This is a genomic window from Arthrobacter sp. SLBN-83 (genome assembly GCF_006715285.1).
Lineage (GTDB): Bacteria > Actinomycetota > Actinomycetes > Actinomycetales > Micrococcaceae > Arthrobacter.
In genome coordinates this window covers 766,632-781,259 of the sequence record NZ_VFMX01000001.1, presented here as the reverse complement: position 1 = coordinate 781,259, position 14,628 = coordinate 766,632, and the positions used below count along the sequence as shown (strand labels likewise).

Below are 14,628 nucleotides of genomic sequence, written 5' to 3'. Positions count from 1 at the left end.
GCCGTCGTACGCCTCCTTTTGTTTGGACTGCTGCTGCTGAACACCTGTTCTGAAGTGCCCGCTGAGGTGGGCGGACTATATTGGGCCATGTCAGAACACCACCACAAACGCGGGAGTCTGCACCTATGGCCAAGGAACTTGCCACCCAGCTCATCGAACAACTCCAGGCTGCCGGCGTGCAGCGGATCTATGGAATTGTGGGTGACAGCCTCAACCCGATCGTGGACGCCGTCCGCCAGACGGGAGGCTCCGCGAAGGGCGGCATCGACTGGATCCACGTCCGCCATGAGGAAGCCGCCGCGTTCGCCGCAGCGGCCGAGGCGCAGCTCACCGGCAGGCTCGCCGTCTGCGCAGGATCCTGCGGGCCCGGCAACCTGCACCTGATCAACGGCCTCTACGACGCCAACCGCTCCGGGGCGCCCGTGCTGGCCATCGCCTCGCACATCCCCAGCAAGCAGATCGGCACCGACTTCTTCCAGGAAACCCACCCGGACCGGCTCTTCAACGAGTGCTCCGTGTATTCCGAACTGGTCAGCACCGCCGAGCAGGCGCCGCGCGTGATGCACAGCGCCATCCAGCACGCGCTGGGACTCGGGGGAGTCGCCGTCGTGACCCTGCCCGGTGACATCGCCGGCCTGGAGGCTGTAGGTTCCACCCCCGCCCCGGCCACCTTCCGTCCCGCCTCCCTGGTGCCGGATCCCGCCAGCGTGCAGGCGCTCGCGGACGCGATCAACGACGCCGGCAAGGTGGCCATTTTCGCCGGCGCCGGCGTGGAAGGGGCGCACAGTGAGCTGATGGCGCTCGCCGAGCTCGCCAAGGCGCCTGTGGGGCACTCGCTGCGCGGTAAGGACTTTGTCCAGTACGACAACCCGTTCGACATCGGCATGACCGGCCTCCTCGGCTACGGGGCCGCGGCGGAGGGCATCGAGGACGCCGACCTGCTCATCCTCCTTGGCACGGACTTCCCGTATGACCAGTTCCTGCCGGACACCCGCACCGCCCAGGTGGACCGCGCGGCCCAGCGCCTGGGCCGGCGGACCGACGTCGACATCGCGGTCCACGGCGACATCCTGCCCACGCTGCGGGCGCTGCTGCCCCTGGTGAAGGCCAAAAAGAGCCGCCGGTTCCTGGACCAGATGCTCAAGAAGCACGACCGGCTCATGAACAAGGCCGTGGGCGCCTACACCCGCAAAGTGGAGAAGAAGCAGCCCATCCACCCGGAGTACGCGGCGTCGCTGCTGGACCAGGTGGCCGCCGAGGACGCCATCTTCACCGCGGACACGGGCATGTGTAACGTCTGGACCGCGCGCTACATCAACCCGCTGGGCACGCGCCGGCTGATCGGGTCCTTCCTGCACGGCTCCATGGCCAACGCCCTCCCGCACGCCATCGGCGCGCAGCTGGCGTATCCGGGCCGGCAGGTCATCTCGGTCTCCGGCGACGGCGGCCTGTCCATGCTGATGGGCGAACTCATCACAGCCGCGGCGTACAAGCTGCCGGTCAACGTGGTGGTGTTCAACAACTCCACCCTGGGCATGGTGAAACTGGAGATGCTGGTGGACGGCCTGCCCGACTTCGGTGTGGACGTGCCGGATGCCAACTACGCGGCCGTGGCACAGGCACTGGGTTTCCACGCCGTGCGGGTGGTTGACCCGAGCCAGATCGAGGCGGCCTACCGGGAGGCGTTTGCCCACCCCGGCCCGTCACTGGTGGAGCTCATCACCGACCCCAACGCGCTGTCCATCCCGCCCAAGATCTCCGGCTCCCAGGTGATCGGCTTCGCCACCGCCATGTCCAAGGTGGTGCTCAACCGCGGCGCAGGCGAGGCCGTCAGCATGGCCCGCAGCAACCTCCGCAACATCCCGCGTCGGTAAAGCGGGGCGCCGGTTCCCAGATGAAACGGCACCAAATCGTGACCCGGGCACGGTCGCGCTATCCCGTGGCCGGTGCTTGACTGGCCGTAGGCGGATCTCCGCCATTATTCGCGGTGTATGGGCGTTGGGGGACGCGATGAAACGTAAGATTCCGGCACGCATTCTTGCGGGCGCAGCGGGCCTGGCGCTGGTTCTGACGGCTTGTGCGGCCTCGCCGCCGGCAGTGTTGAAGGCCGACGGCGTCGAACGCGTGTCGGTGGGCCGGTCCGACTATCAGGCCGAGCTGGCGCAGCTTAAGGCATCAGCCCGGAAACTGGGCGCAACGCTCCTCGCCAACGGCGGGGAGGCTGGAAACGGCAACGTCGTTGCGTCCCCGGGCAGCCTGCTGCTTGCCCTGGCCATGCTGCGCACGGGTGCGTCTGGGGCGACGGCCGCCGAGATGGACAAAGTCATTGACCTCCCCACACAGCACCGCGAGGAGGCGCTGGCCGCGCTGCTCGCTTCCTTGGAGGCTTTCGACGGCGACCCCGGCTCGGTGGACGAGCAGAATCCTCCGCGGCTGCCGGTCCTGCACACCGCCAACGGACTGTTCGTGGACAAGGGCGTGCCGACGGGGGACGGTTACCTCCGCGCCCTGGCCCGATACTTCGGGGCCGGTGTATATCCAGTGGATTTCCAGGATGAGGGCACCACCAAACCGGCGATCGACGCCTGGGTAGACAAGAACACCGGCGGACGGATCAAAAAGGCACCCGCTGGTTATCGCCGCGAAAACACCTTCAGTATGGTCAATGCCGTGTATTTCGCCTCGGCATGGAAGGTCCCTTTCAATCCGGCGGACACCGCAGACCGTCCGTTCACGACGGCGACCGGCGAGAAGGTTTCCGTTCCCACCATGTCCGGCGTCCAGGATCTCGCCTTTGCCCGGGGCGAGGGTTGGCAGGCCGTCGACCTTCCCTACGCCGAGGGGTTCGTGATGCGGCTGGTTCTTCCCGATGCAGGGACTCCCGGCGCCGCGGTGCCATACCTGGCAGATGCTGCCCCGGCGCTGGCCGCGGCTGCCCTGGCGCCTACGCAGATTTACCTGCCGCACTGGGACGAAAAGAGCAGCTTCGAGCTGCGGGAGGTTTTCGCTGGCCTCGGCCTGCGGAAGATGCTTGAAACCGAGACAGATTTCGACTCGATCCAGCCTGGCCTGAAGATCACGCAGGCCGCGCAGGCCGCCAACATCACCGTTGCGGAGAAGGGCACCATTGCGGCCGCCGCCACCCAGATCAACGCGCAGGCGGTGAGCGGCACCTTCTCCTCGCGCACGATCCGTTTCGATCGGCCGTTCCTCTACGAGATCGTCCACGTCGAGACCGGGCTGCCGCTGTTTATGGGCAGGGTGTCCGATCCCCGCTCATCATGAGACCTTCCCCGGGATTTTGAAGGCCAGTCCTGACGCTCCCTCAGAGGTGAGGGAGCGTCAGGACAGGAAGGTCAACGCGCGCCACCCTGCCACAGGGCATCGAAGGGGGCGCCGGAGGCAACCCGGTTCCGGATGCCGGCGGTGACGAACTCCTTGGCCGTCCGTGCCGCCTCCAGCGGGCTGGCACCCTTGGCAAGCTCCGCCGTCACGGCCGCCGCGAGCGAGCAGCCGGCCCCGGAGACGGCCACCTCGCCCACCTTGGGAGCGCTCAGGACTTCGAGGGTGTCACCGTCGTAGAAGACGTCGACGGCGTCCGGGCCTTCCAGCCGCACCCCGCCCTTGGCCAGCACAGCCGCGCCGCTCAGCTCATGGATGCGGACGGCAGCGGCCTTGAGGGACTCAACGTCGGTGATTTCCAGGCCGGACAGCGACTCCGCCTCGAAGTGGTTGGGCGTGACGAACGTGGCCAGCGGCAGGATCTGCGCCTTCAGGGCCTGGTCCGTGTCCAGTGCGTGCCCGGGCTCCTGGCCCTTGCAGATCAGTACCGGGTCCAGGACAACATTGGCGAAGCTGTTCTCCTGCAGTGCGCCGGCCACCGTGCTGATCGTGGCCGGGCTGCCCAGCATGCCGATCTTTACCGTGTCCAGTGCGGAAGGCGCGCCCGACGCCGGGCCGTACGCTGCCGTCGTCGCCTCCAACTGGTCCGCGATCACCTGCTGGTCCACCGGCACGAAGCGGTGGTTCCAGCTGTCCTTCGGATCGAAAGACACGATGCAGGTGAGGTTGGCGATGCCGAAGACCCCCAGCTCCTGGAAGGTCTTCAGGTCGGCCTGGGCGCCGGCTCCGCCGGTGGCCTCGGAGCCTGCGATGGTGAGGACGACGGCGGGGGCGTCCGCGGACAGCGTTGCGTCAGGGGATACGGAAGTCATGAACCCATCCTGCCACCCGGCGTGCGACGCTTTCCATGTGTCACCGGACAGGGCTCCGGGACGCCGTATGGTCAGGGTTCCAGCGGTGCAGGTGCGGGTACCCCGGGTTGGTGCCCGGCTGCGTCATGGACGGTGACGAGGCCGGACACGGCAGCGCGCCCCAGGGCTGCGCAGAACCCCGTCCACAGGACTGTGCCCCACATGGCGGGCCAGTGGCTCCCGGTAATGAACATGAGCGTGAGCATCCCGGTAACCAGCCCTGCCGCGCCGACGGCCAGGACGTGCAGCAGCTGGTTGCGGACCGGCCGCATGCAAACTCCGGCAGTCAGCGCCAGGGGCATGCCCAGAAGCAACGCGGAGAGCGTTCCGTAGAGATAGCCGGGGAAACCCAGGGGGAACCCGAAGACCAGGACTGTGAGGAACGTGCCGGCAAGGAACGCGCCGGGACCGAAGGTGACGCGCACCGGGCGGCTCATCCCTGGCCCTTGGCAATCTGCAGCAGTGCCCGCCCCAACTCCGGCTGGCTGTAGACAAAGCCCGCGTCAAGGAGTTTCTGCGGCTGCACCCAGCGGCTTTTGAGCACCAGTTCGGTCTCCGTGCGGATCAGGACGGCGCCTGCCCGGAGGAGCCAGGCAGGAGTGGGTATGCCGAAACGCGCGCCATAGGCCCGGCGCACCAGGCGCATCATCTCCTGGTTGCTGACCACGTCCGGTGAGGCCACGTTGACCGGCCCTGTGATCGCGGTGCGGGCGTGCAGGAAGCGGATGCTGCGGTACAGGTCCTCCACGTGGACCCAGCTGAACTGCTGCCGGCCATCACCCATGTGGCCGCCCAGCCCCAGCCGGGCGAGGTTGGCGAACGGCGTCAGTGCACCGCCGCCGGGGCCCAGCACGATGGCGATGCGCAGCGGGATCTTCCGGGTGTCCGGCGTGGCGGCGGCCTCGAGGGCTGCCTCCCAGGCTTTGGCCACGTCCACGGAGAACCCGGAACCAAGCTCGCCCCCGGCTTCGGACTGCGGGCGGTCGCGGGCGTCGCGGTAGATGGTGCCGGTGCTGGCATTCAGCCAGGTCGACGGCGGCTCCTGGCACTGCGCGATGGCCCGGCCGAGGGCCTTGGTGGTGGCCACGCGTGAGTCGATGATGATCGCCTTGTTCCGCCTGTTGTAGCGGCAGGAGACGGACCGGCCGGCGAGGTTCACCACCAGTGCGGCGCCGTTGAGCACCCGGACCATGCCGGCGTCGTCGTCCCACGCTGCCGCGGAACTGCCGGTTCCCTTGCGTCCTATGGTGCGCACCGTCCAGCTGTCCTCCTGGAAACGCCGGCGAAGGTACGTGCCGATGAAGCCGGAGGCGCCTGCCACCACAACGGTTTTTCTACTGCTCATCTTTTCCCCCAATGTTCTTCCCTAAGCGCGGATGCTGCGGCTCAGGTCCAGGACATCGTCCAGAACCTTGTTGACTCCCGGGATGCGGGCCAGTGCCAGTCCGCGGGCAATGAGTGGGGCCGCGCCGTCCACCAGCTTCCTGGTCCGCCGCTGGCCCTCCGAGGTGTCATAGACCCAGAAGAGCGTGACGCCCATGTAGCAAAACCACAGCAGCTCCGGCAGGTCGGCCCGCAGCTTTTTCGGCACGGCAGGTTTGGCCCCCTCCACTGTGCGCCTGAAGATGTCCAGGGATGCCTCCCGCGCGGTCGTGGACCCTGCTGAAAAGGGGTTAACCGGTGATGTGGGCCGGATGGCGGTAGCCACGAAGTCGGCGCCGAACCGGTGGTACGGGGCCATGACGTCAAGGCCGGCATGCAGCGTGGCCTTCAGCCGGTCGGCCAGGGCGGCGGTCCCGTCCAGCGCCTCTGAGGCCCGTGACGCGTGCTCTGCCTGTACCTGGATGTACAGCTCGTGGACCAGGTCATCCTTGGACGCGAAGTAGTAGTAGGCGTTGCCCACGGAAACGCCTGCCTCGGCGGCGATGGCGCGCATGGTGGTTTTCTCGAACCCGATGTCCCGGAACATGCGCAGCGCTGTGTCCGCCACCAACTGCCTGGTCTGTTCGCTCTTCGCTGCCACGGCATCCCCATTCTTGAACGTGTTCAAAAGCAGTGTGCCACACTACTTGAACATGTTCAAAAAATACTCCGCGCCGGTCAGCCCTGCTGCTCGAGGAGCTTTGTTGCGCAACGCGGTGCGAGAATGACACGAGTGCTAATACAACCGGCCGCCCATGACGGCGCGCCGGCCAACCACTCCTGAACGGATCCCTTGATGACCCCTGCCCCCGGCCGCAGCGCCGTGCCCGAAGACATCCAGCAAACTGCCGCACGTTCCGCCGCCAGATTCGCGGACATCGGTTCGCCCTACTTCGGGATCATGCTGGCGGCCATGGCAGTGGTGCTGATCCTGTCCAACATCGGAGCGTCCAAGGGAGTGGCATTCGGCCCCATCGTCACCGACGGCGGCTTTTTCCTCTTCCCGCTCGCGTACATCCTCGGGGACGTGATCAGTGAGGTCTACGGCTTCAAGGTTGCCCGGAAGGCTATTTTCACCACCTTCGCGTTGTCCGTGTTCGCTTCCCTTTGCTACTGGGTGGTCATCGCGCTGCCCGGGTTCGACGACGAGTACGGCGCCGCCAAGCAGTCCGCCCTGGAAGGCGCCCTTGGCCCCGTGCCGCAGATCGTCCTGGCCTCCCTGCTGGCATTCCTGGCAGGGCAGACCATCAACTCCTGGATCCTGGTCCGGATGAAGGCCCGCACGGGGGAGAAGTCCCTGTGGGCGCGGCTCATGGGATCCTCGGGGGCCGGGGAGTTCGTGGACACGCTGATCTTCTGCAGCATCGCCGCGCCCGTCATCGGCATCGCCGACTTCGGCAGCTTCGTGAACTACGTGCTGGTGGGCTTCGTCTACAAGACCCTGGTGGAGTTCCTCTTCGTCCCCGTGACCTCGCTGGCCATCAACTGGGTCAAGCGGCGCGAGCCCAGTTACGGTGCCCCGGCCCGCCCCGCGGAAGCGGTGACCAACGCCGCGTAGCTGCCACGCGGCGTCGTATGTTCCAACAGCTAATCGTGTGGAATGGCCGGAAACCTGCCGGCTCGCCGCAACGTTTCGGCGGGCCGGCAGCTTTCCGGCGGGTTCGACGGCGGCTGGCCGGCTTAGCCCTTCAGCGCGCCATCCAGCAACGCCCGTAGCTCCGTGAAGTGCCGCTCGGTGGCTTCCGGATGGAAGGCCGAGGTGTCCGCCATGGTGTAGCCGTGTGGGGCGCCTGCGTAGATTTCATTGGATGCCTCCAGCCCCGCGTCCTTGAGCGTTTCGCCAAGGCGGGCGACGGCGGCGGGCGCCATGCTTGGGTCGTGGTCCGCATGGCCGAACACGAAACGGGCCTTTGCGTCCTTGAGCCCCTGGTGCGGGCTGTCCGGTTCTTCCGTGACAAGGCCGCCGGCGTGGAAGCCGCCGCAGGCTGCCACGTCGTCGGGGTGGGAGGTGGCCGTGCGGACGGCGAGACGGGCACCCATGCAGTAGCCGGTGGTTCCGATGGGGCCGGACGCCACCCCGTCGAGCGACCTCAGCGCGGAAACCCAGGCATCGATGTCCGGCAGCACCTTGTCCGAGGTCAGCCTGCCAACCCGCGGGAAGGCAGCCTTGCCGGCGGCTTCCCGGCCTTCCTGGCTGGTCATGTCCATTGAAGGGGCCAGCTCCGCAGCCGATCCTTCCCGGTAGAAGACATTCGGCGCGAGCACCACGTAGCCCCAGTCAGCGATGCGCTGGGCCATCTCCTGGATGCGGGGACGCAGGCCGAAGGCGTCCATGTAGAAGATGACGCCCGGGAAAGGGCCTGTTCCGGTGGACGGGCGGGCCACCAAGGCCTCTGCGGTGCCGTCGGCGGCAGGGATTTCGATGGATTCGATAGGCATGGGGACACCCTACCGGAGCTCCCTGATGGTCCTGCCTAGGAGTAGTACCGGCCCAAGGTGTCAGCCTTGAACTCGAAGAAGCTCCCGGACTCAATGGCCAGCCGGGCGTCGTCCACCATCTTCACCACGAACCGCTCGTTGTGGATGGAGATGAGGGTGGCTGACACCATTTCCTTGGCCTTAAAGAGGTGGTGGATGTACGCGCGCGAGTAGTTGGCGCAGGCGTAGCAGTCGCAGCCTTCCTGCAGCGGCCCGAAGTCGCGTTTGTACTTGGCGCCGGAGAGGTTGAACCGGCCTTCCGGGGTGTAGAAGGCGGAGTTCCGGGCCACCCGGGTGGGGGAGACGCAGTCGAAGGTGTCGGCGCCGTTTTCGATGGCGGTGAAGATGTCGTCCGGTTCGGAGATGCCCAGCAGGTGCCGCGGCTTGTCCTCCGGGAGCTCCTCGTTGCACCAGCGGACGATGGTGCCCAGGTTTTCCTTCTCCAGCGCCCCGCCGATGCCGAACCCGTCGAACGGCATGGCGCCAAGATCACGGCAGGCCTTCCGGCGCAGGTCCTCATACTGGGCGCCCTGGATCACGCCAAACAGTGCCTGGTACGGCTTGCCCGCGCGTTCCTCCGTCAGGCGGAAGTGCTCCTCCAGGCAGCGCTCCGCCCACAGCCGGGTGCGTTCCAGCGATTCTTCCTGGTACCGCCGCGAGTTCTGCAACGTGGTCAGCTCGTCGAACGCGAACATGATGTCCGCGCCGATCTGGTGCTGGACCTGTATGGAGATCTCGGGGGAGAACCTGTGCCGGTCGCCGTTCAGGTGGGACTTGAACCAGACGCCGTCGTCGTCGATGTGCGCCAGGCGTTCCTTGCCGGGTGCCACGGCGTCATCGGGCCCGGAGGCGTCCACAGACTTCATATCGATGACCTTCTTGAATCCCGAGCCCAGGCTCATCACCTGGAATCCGCCCGAGTCCGTGAAGGTGGGGCCCGGCCAGTTCATGAACGCTCCCAGGCCGCCTGCTTCGTCCAGGATGTCCGGGCCCGGCTGCAGGTAGAGGTGGTAGGCGTTGGCCAGCAGTGCCTGGGCGCCAAGGTCCGCCATGGACTCGGGGAGGACGGCCTTCACCGTGGCTTTGGTACCGACGGCGATGAACGCGGGCGTCTGGATCTCACCGTGCGGGGTGGTGATGGTGCCGGTGCGGCCCAGGAACTCCCCGCCGTTTTCAGCAACCTGTGCCTGGGAGGGCGGGCAGGACTCCGCCAGGCGCGTGCCTACCGTGAAGGAAAACTGTGAGCGGGTATCAGGCAGGGCGAAGGCAGGGTTGGCTGGCACCGTACCAGTGTGCCAGCAAACCGCCCGGCGCCCGTAAGTCGCGGCTACCGGGCGGGAGCGGAAACGCTGCGGCCAAGTGAGTGCCCAGCGCCCTGTTGCCGTTCCCGGTACCGGTGAACGGCGTGGGTGTTGCCGCACTTGGCACTGCAGTACGCCCGCCGTCCGTTCTTGCTGGTGTCCACGAACACCCGCCCGCATCCGGGCCGGGCACATACTCCCATGCGTCCGGCTTCAGCTTCGACGGCAAAAATGGCAAGGCCCCCGGAAGTGAGTGCCTTCACCCGCTGCACCAGGTCATCCTCAGTGCCGGCGAAGTGCAGGTGCGGGGGCAGGCCGTCGTGGACTGCCAGCCGCACCGCGCGGACGCCCTCCTCGAGGAGCACATTCAGGTGCTCGGTGCGGGCGGCCACCGAGTGGCTGTCAAAGACGGACCGCAGCTGGTGGGTCCAGTCACGCAGGCTCCGCAGCGTGGCGTCATCCAGTGCATCGAGGTCAACGGACCGGACGAAAGAACCGCGCAGGAGCCGGCACACCGCCAAGTGGGTCCACCCGCCGCTGCAGGCCAGGTTCACGAGGTCTTCGGCGAGGCGGACACCAATCATGTTGTCATGGTTGAAAGGCATTGACCTATGACACCACACTAAGGTCCATGACGTCCCGGACTCCCGCTCCTGCCGCCACGGCCGCAGACTCCCACCAGGCATCTGTCCAGCGCAGGATCCTTGGTGTCCTCGTCCTCGCCCAGATCATTGGGACGGTCGGCGTGGGCGTGGCGCCTTCCATTGGGGTCCTGCTGGCTGAGGACGTCACGAACAGCGAGGTGTGGGCCGGCCTGGCCCGTATGGCGAGCACCCTGGGAGCTGCATTTTTCGGGCTTCCCCTTGGCTCTCTTGCCGCCAGGAGGGGACGCCGTGTTGCCCTCAGCGCAGGATGGCTGGCCGCGGCCTCCGGTGCAGCCATGCTCGTCGGCGCATCCCAGTGGCAATCCGCGCTTTTGCTGTTTCCGGGCCTGGTCCTGATCGGCATCGGTTCCGCCGTGGCCCTGCAAAGCCGCTTTGCAGCCACCGACCGCGCCCTTCCACATCAGCGCGGGCGGGCGCTGGCGTTCGTCGTCTGGGTGGGCACCCTCGGTTCGGTCATCGGCCCCAACCTCGGCATCCCCGGTGGCTGGATCAGGGACGCCACCGGGCTCACTGCATACGCCGGCGCCTTCCTCATCGCGGCTGCCGCGCTTGGCGGAGCAGGCCTTGTTGTGGCCCTTGCCCTTCGGCCCGAGCCCCTGTCCCTCGGGCTCCCTTCCGCCGGACCCGACGCCGGCAAATCAGGCGGCGCAGAACCATCCCCACGGTCACAGGGGATGCGTCAGCCCATGCGGGAACTGGTCACCGCTGTGCGCAGCAGCAAGCGGGCAGGTACTGCGGTCCTGGCGATCGTCACCGCGCAGGTGGTCATGGTCTCGGTGATGACCATGACCCCGGTGCATCTGCACCATCATGGCGGCACTGTCACCATTATTGGACTTACCATCAGCGTCCATATCGTCGGCATGTACGCGCTCGCACCCATCGTTGGGGTGGTCATCGACCGGAAGAGTGCCCGGTTCGCGGTCGCAACCGCCGTCGCCATCCTCGCCGCCGCGCTCCTCCTAGCCGTTGCCAATCCGGAAAGCACCGCCACGGTCGTCGTTGCGCTGGTCCTGCTCGGCATCGGCTGGTCCTTCACCAACGTTGCCGGGTCCGCCCTCTTCAACGAGGCACTCACTACGCCGAACAGGGCCAGGGCACAGGGTGCGGTCGATGCGCTCGCCAATCTCTGCGGTGCCGCAGCTGCATTCCTGTCGGGCCCGTTCCTCGCTGTGTCGGGTTTCGCCGCGCTCGCGCTCGCCGGACTTGTGGCCCTGGTCCCGTTGGTCCTGGTGACGACCGTCCCCGGGCGCTGGAGGGAGCCCGGGGGCATCAACTGACCAGCCCCGGTGAACTCAGCTGGCCGGTTCCGAGGCCGGGTAGTTCGAGGCCCGCCAGGAATCCCAGGACTGCCGGATGGCATCGAACGCCCCGGCCCCGAGGTCGTAGGTGGAGGCGACAACCAGCGAGCCGTCGCCCTCGGCACGCACGTCCTTGATGGCGGGGTGGTCGGCAACCACCAGCAGCCCCTCGCCGTGCTCTGCGTAGCTGTGCACCGTGAGACCCACCTGGTGGCTGGTCCGGTACCAGACCTTGCCGCTGATCTCCTCGCCGGTGCCCAATGTCACTTGGTACGGCTCCCCAGGCGCCGGGAGGTCTGAGAGCCCAAGTTTTTCGATGGCAGAACCGTTGCCCTCCGTCAGGTGCAGGAACAGCGTGTGCCGCTTGCCGTGGGGGTGCCGTTCCAGGGCAAACCGGAGCTGCTGCAGGAACGTCAGCCAGCCCTGGGTGATGTCCTCATCCCAGGCGGCCCACTCGGAGTCGTGGTCCACCGCGCCGCGGGTCACTGAAACCTGGGTCCCGCCCGCCACCGGATGCAGCTCGAACGTGTCCCCGCCGTGCACGGTCAGGCTGGTGTGGTCCGCGGATTCCTCCACGTCGCTGGAGAAGTAGATCTCCTTGATCTCGGACTCCAGGTCCTCGGCCTGCCAGCCGTGCCATTGGGCCACCTTGGACGGTTCACGCAGCATGGTCCAGACCTGCGGCGCGTCGGCGTTGATCACTACGCTGAGATTGTTCGTCATAGCCCCGAATGTACGCCGTGGACACAGCCCCGGGTAGGGGGAATTTCCCCATCCGGGCAGTCGCCGGAAAGCTCAGGAACGGACGGCTTCCAGCTCGTTGTTGATGCGCCGTTCAAGCTCCGACATTCCGATGGTTTCCGAGCCGCCGTGTGCCCGCAGGAAGAGCAGGGACTCCAGCCTCAGCAGCCGCCACTCGCGCTCGGCGTCGTGGTTGGAGTTGTCGATGGAGCGGAAGATCTCCTTGTCGTACAGGTTGGGCTCGTTGAGCGAGCGCTGCCGCACCTTGGCGGCCATGCGCGCCTTGAACGGGTCCGTTTCCTGGTTTTCCGGCGTGCGGATCAGCTTCTCGTAGACCTCGGCGCGCTTGTCCTGGCCGTCCTGCCGGCAGATGTAGCTGGCCAGCGCCAGGGACGCCTCCACGGAGGTCCAGCGGCCGGGGTTCCCGTCGTAGGGCAGCACGGTCAGGAGGTCCGCCACGGACAATGCCCCGTCGGCGTCCTTGAGGGTGATGAACAGTTCGTGCGCCAGGTCGCTGAGGTCCTTCAGGCAGCTTCCGGACTTGAAGTTGACGCCCTTGGACAGCCGATCGGCCAGGAGCAGGACGCCCTCCGCGTCCGGGTGCGCCTCGGCGGCGGCTTCCACCACCGACTCAGGGGTGCCGGCAGGGGCCGGGATGAGCGCCAGTTCCTCCTCACTTGGGCCGGTGGCGGCGGGCGGTACCGGCGGAAGGGGAGGTACGACGACGGCGGGCGCCACCGGGATGGGACCGGTCCCGCCGCCGGGCTGCTCCTGCCGCCCGTCGTTGAGTGCGGTGGTTTCAGCATACGGCGTGGGTTCCGGAAGGTTTGCCGGCAGCGGAAGCTGGGTGACGTCGTCGTGCGCTCCATCCACAACCGTGACCATGGTGCCGATGGCCACCCGCAGCGTGCCGCCGCCGGAAAGGCTCGCCAGCACCAGTGCCGGGGAGCCGAAGTCGTCGTGCTCGAGCTCAACCTGGTCGATTTCGGCAGTGCGCCGGCCGTCGGGAAGGAGGATGTGGCTGCCGGTGGTCAGAGATCCAGCCTGCTGTTCACTGTGGTGCCTGGCGGCTGGTGATTCGGTCATGGGAGTCCTTAAGTTCTCTTGCGGTCCGCCCTACAGTCTACAAAGGCGGGCACTCAAAACCGGGGACCCCCACGTCCCGGCGGGGTGGTTAGAAGCCCACGCCTGCGAACGCCAGGGCCTGCCGGATGAGGCCGCCGCGGCCGCCGGGAAACTCCAGCTGGACGCCCGGGCTGAGGACTTCCTCGGGGGTCATCCACGTCAGTTCCAGGGCGTCCTGGCGGGGCTCGCACTCGCCCGTCACCGGAATGACGTAGGCCAGGGACACGGCGTGTTGCCGCTCATCCGTGAACCCTGTCTGTGAGGGTGCGGGGAAGTATTCGGCCACCGTGAACGGTACGGGGCTCAGCGGCAGCTGCGGAAACGCCAAGGGACCCAGGTCCTTTTCCATGTGCCGCAGCAGGGCGGCCCGGATGGTTTCGCGGTAAATGACCCGGCCGGACACCAGGGAACGCACCATGGTCCCGTCCGCGTCAGCCTGCAGCAGCGTGCCCACCTCGTTGACGTACCCCAGCGGATCCAGCCTGACCGGTACTGCCTCCACGTACACCATGGGCAGCCGCCCGCGCGCCTCAAAGAGGTCTTCTTCGGAGAGCCAGCCGGGATTCGGGTCAGGTGTGCGCACGTTCATGCTTAAGTTCTACCCCATGGGGCGGCGCTGGGAGATCCACACCGTGGCGGGCGCGTTGGGGCTGCCGGCGTCCGGATTGGCCACGTGGAGGGTGCTTCCAAACGCCTCCTCGGTGAGGCTGGCGGCAAAACCGGCGGCGGTGAGCCGGTCCCGCAAAGGTTCCAGGCCGCCGTCGTACTCAAAGCCCAAACCCGACCGGGACGCCCCTGCCGCCGGCCGCACCAGGAGGACGCCGCCGTTCTTGGCAGTGAAGTCGGCGGTCTCATCGTTGTCCGGGACAGGGCGGGGGCGGGCGCCGACATGCAGCAGGGTGCGGACGGCTCCCTCCGGGTCCGCCGTGTACCAGACCGCGACGACGGCCAGGGCGGGGTCGGCGTCAGCGCACTGGGCGGCGTGGGTTGCTTTGCCAGCCATGAAACTGAAGCCGTCCGGGGCGCTGATCCGGCAGGCTTCGCCGTGGGCTTCCGTGACCAGCTCGGCTGGCTGCGCTCCTTCCCCCCGTGTCCCATCCTCCTGCGCGGACAGATTGGTGCGGCGCGCGAATTCGGCCACGTCGCCCACCTCCACCGCGAATACGGTGTGGCCGTCCTGCCCGGACCCGGCCTCCGCATCGTGGAGTGCCAGCCGTCCGGACGCTGAATCGAAGACGTGCCAGCCGCCGTCGTCCTCTGTCTGCACCATGCCCAGCGCGGTGAGGAACTGCTTCCAGGAGTCGGTGCGTGAGGTGAAGTGGACGGGGCGGACTCGAAGCAT

General features: G+C 67.2%; 15 protein-coding genes. 4 read left to right on the top strand and 11 right to left on the bottom strand.

Features of this window, described 5'->3' with window-relative positions:
• The first annotated feature begins 125 nt into the window (after positions 1 to 125).
• Both FBY30_RS03435 and FBY30_RS03430 read left to right on the top strand, forming a co-directional pair.
• Positions 126 to 1,874 (top strand): pyruvate dehydrogenase, encoded by a 1,749-nt coding sequence (locus FBY30_RS03435; RefSeq protein ID WP_142131246.1) that lies wholly within the window; start codon positions 126 to 128, stop codon positions 1,872 to 1,874.
• Between the two features lie 136 nt (positions 1,875 to 2,010).
• Positions 2,011 to 3,285 carry a serpin family protein gene (locus tag FBY30_RS03430; protein WP_142131245.1) on the top strand — a complete coding sequence of 425 codons (1,275 nt, stop codon included), beginning with the start codon at positions 2,011 to 2,013 and terminating at the stop codon, positions 3,283 to 3,285.
• A 71-nt stretch (positions 3,286 to 3,356) separates the two neighbouring features.
• Here the strand turns inward: FBY30_RS03430 and FBY30_RS03425 are convergent, their stop codons facing one another.
• The 4 genes from FBY30_RS03425 to FBY30_RS03410 all read right to left on the bottom strand — a co-directional run bounded on the left by FBY30_RS03425 (position 3,357) and on the right by FBY30_RS03410 (position 6,276).
• A complete protein-coding gene (locus FBY30_RS03425) occupies positions 3,357 to 4,214 on the bottom strand; it encodes a hydroxymethylpyrimidine/phosphomethylpyrimidine kinase (protein ID WP_142131244.1) in 858 nt (285 codons plus the stop codon).
• Between the two features lie 71 nt (positions 4,215 to 4,285).
• A complete protein-coding gene (locus tag FBY30_RS03420) occupies positions 4,286 to 4,690 on the bottom strand; it encodes a hypothetical protein (RefSeq protein ID WP_142131243.1) in 405 nt (134 codons plus the stop codon).
• Complete coding sequence (locus tag FBY30_RS03415) at positions 4,687 to 5,598, bottom strand: TIGR01777 family oxidoreductase (protein ID WP_142131242.1); 912 nt, start codon at positions 5,596 to 5,598, stop codon at positions 4,687 to 4,689. The genes FBY30_RS03420 and FBY30_RS03415 overlap by 4 nt, the downstream gene beginning before the upstream one ends.
• Before the next feature lie 21 nt (positions 5,599 to 5,619).
• Entirely contained in the window at positions 5,620 to 6,276 is a 657-nt protein-coding gene (locus tag FBY30_RS03410) for a TetR/AcrR family transcriptional regulator (protein WP_142131241.1), read from the bottom strand.
• A 195-nt stretch (positions 6,277 to 6,471) separates the two neighbouring features.
• On the opposite strand from FBY30_RS03410, the gene FBY30_RS03405 reads away from it, so the two are divergent.
• Entirely contained in the window at positions 6,472 to 7,233 is a 762-nt protein-coding gene (locus FBY30_RS03405) for a queuosine precursor transporter (RefSeq protein ID WP_142131240.1), read from the top strand.
• A 122-nt stretch (positions 7,234 to 7,355) separates the two neighbouring features.
• Here FBY30_RS03405 and FBY30_RS03400 read toward each other — a convergent pair whose 3' ends face one another.
• Genes FBY30_RS03400 through FBY30_RS03390 form a run of 3 tightly spaced genes read right to left on the bottom strand, consistent with a single transcriptional unit; the run spans position 7,356 to position 10,038 of the window.
• Positions 7,356 to 8,114, bottom strand: a complete 759-nt coding sequence (locus FBY30_RS03400) for a dienelactone hydrolase family protein (protein ID WP_142131239.1) — start codon at positions 8,112 to 8,114, stop codon at positions 7,356 to 7,358.
• Between the two features lie 35 nt (positions 8,115 to 8,149).
• Complete coding sequence (gene tgt / locus FBY30_RS03395) at positions 8,150 to 9,436, bottom strand: tRNA guanosine(34) transglycosylase Tgt (protein WP_142131238.1); 1,287 nt, start codon at positions 9,434 to 9,436, stop codon at positions 8,150 to 8,152.
• A 44-nt stretch (positions 9,437 to 9,480) separates the two neighbouring features.
• A complete protein-coding gene (locus tag FBY30_RS03390) occupies positions 9,481 to 10,038 on the bottom strand; it encodes a CGNR zinc finger domain-containing protein (RefSeq protein ID WP_235009323.1) in 558 nt (185 codons plus the stop codon).
• 47 nt (positions 10,039 to 10,085) lie between these two features.
• Between FBY30_RS03390 and FBY30_RS03385 the strand changes: the two genes are divergently transcribed.
• Positions 10,086 to 11,399, top strand: a complete 1,314-nt coding sequence (locus FBY30_RS03385; protein WP_142131236.1) for an MFS transporter — start codon at positions 10,086 to 10,088, stop codon at positions 11,397 to 11,399.
• A gap of 15 nt (positions 11,400 to 11,414) precedes the next feature.
• Here FBY30_RS03385 and FBY30_RS03380 read toward each other — a convergent pair whose 3' ends face one another.
• From FBY30_RS03380 to FBY30_RS03365, 4 genes are all read right to left on the bottom strand, one after another.
• Complete coding sequence (locus tag FBY30_RS03380) at positions 11,415 to 12,143, bottom strand: SRPBCC family protein (RefSeq protein ID WP_142131235.1); 729 nt, start codon at positions 12,141 to 12,143, stop codon at positions 11,415 to 11,417.
• A gap of 72 nt (positions 12,144 to 12,215) precedes the next feature.
• On the bottom strand, positions 12,216 to 13,247 hold the full coding sequence (locus FBY30_RS03375; RefSeq protein ID WP_142131234.1) for a DUF6707 family protein: 1,032 nt from the start codon (positions 13,245 to 13,247) through the stop codon (positions 12,216 to 12,218).
• 88 nt (positions 13,248 to 13,335) lie between these two features.
• Positions 13,336 to 13,875, bottom strand: a complete 540-nt coding sequence (locus tag FBY30_RS03370; protein ID WP_142131233.1) for an NUDIX hydrolase family protein — start codon at positions 13,873 to 13,875, stop codon at positions 13,336 to 13,338.
• A gap of 9 nt (positions 13,876 to 13,884) precedes the next feature.
• A complete protein-coding gene (locus tag FBY30_RS03365; protein ID WP_142131232.1) occupies positions 13,885 to 14,628 on the bottom strand; it encodes a VOC family protein in 744 nt (247 codons plus the stop codon).

Coding starts and splice junctions, on each gene's coding strand:
- FBY30_RS03420 (WP_142131243.1), bottom strand. CDS start 4,690: ATGAGCCGCCCGGTGCGCGTCACCTTCGGTCCCGGCGCGTTCCTTGCC.
- FBY30_RS03435 (WP_142131246.1), top strand. CDS start 126: ATGGCCAAGGAACTTGCCACCCAGCTCATCGAACAACTCCAGGCTGCC.
- FBY30_RS03430 (WP_142131245.1), top strand. CDS start 2,011: ATGAAACGTAAGATTCCGGCACGCATTCTTGCGGGCGCAGCGGGCCTG.
- FBY30_RS03415 (WP_142131242.1), bottom strand. CDS start 5,598: ATGAGCAGTAGAAAAACCGTTGTGGTGGCAGGCGCCTCCGGCTTCATC.
- FBY30_RS03375 (WP_142131234.1), bottom strand. CDS start 13,247: ATGACCGAATCACCAGCCGCCAGGCACCACAGTGAACAGCAGGCTGGA.
- FBY30_RS03380 (WP_142131235.1), bottom strand. CDS start 12,143: ATGACGAACAATCTCAGCGTAGTGATCAACGCCGACGCGCCGCAGGTC.
- FBY30_RS03400 (WP_142131239.1), bottom strand. CDS start 8,114: ATGCCTATCGAATCCATCGAAATCCCTGCCGCCGACGGCACCGCAGAG.
- FBY30_RS03390 (WP_235009323.1), bottom strand. CDS start 10,038: ATGATTGGTGTCCGCCTCGCCGAAGACCTCGTGAACCTGGCCTGCAGC.
- FBY30_RS03385 (WP_142131236.1), top strand. CDS start 10,086: ATGACGTCCCGGACTCCCGCTCCTGCCGCCACGGCCGCAGACTCCCAC.
- FBY30_RS03425 (WP_142131244.1), bottom strand. CDS start 4,214: ATGACTTCCGTATCCCCTGACGCAACGCTGTCCGCGGACGCCCCCGCC.
- FBY30_RS03405 (WP_142131240.1), top strand. CDS start 6,472: ATGACCCCTGCCCCCGGCCGCAGCGCCGTGCCCGAAGACATCCAGCAA.
- FBY30_RS03370 (WP_142131233.1), bottom strand. CDS start 13,875: ATGAACGTGCGCACACCTGACCCGAATCCCGGCTGGCTCTCCGAAGAA.
- FBY30_RS03365 (WP_142131232.1), bottom strand. CDS start 14,628: ATGCTTCGAGTCCGCCCCGTCCACTTCACCTCACGCACCGACTCCTGG.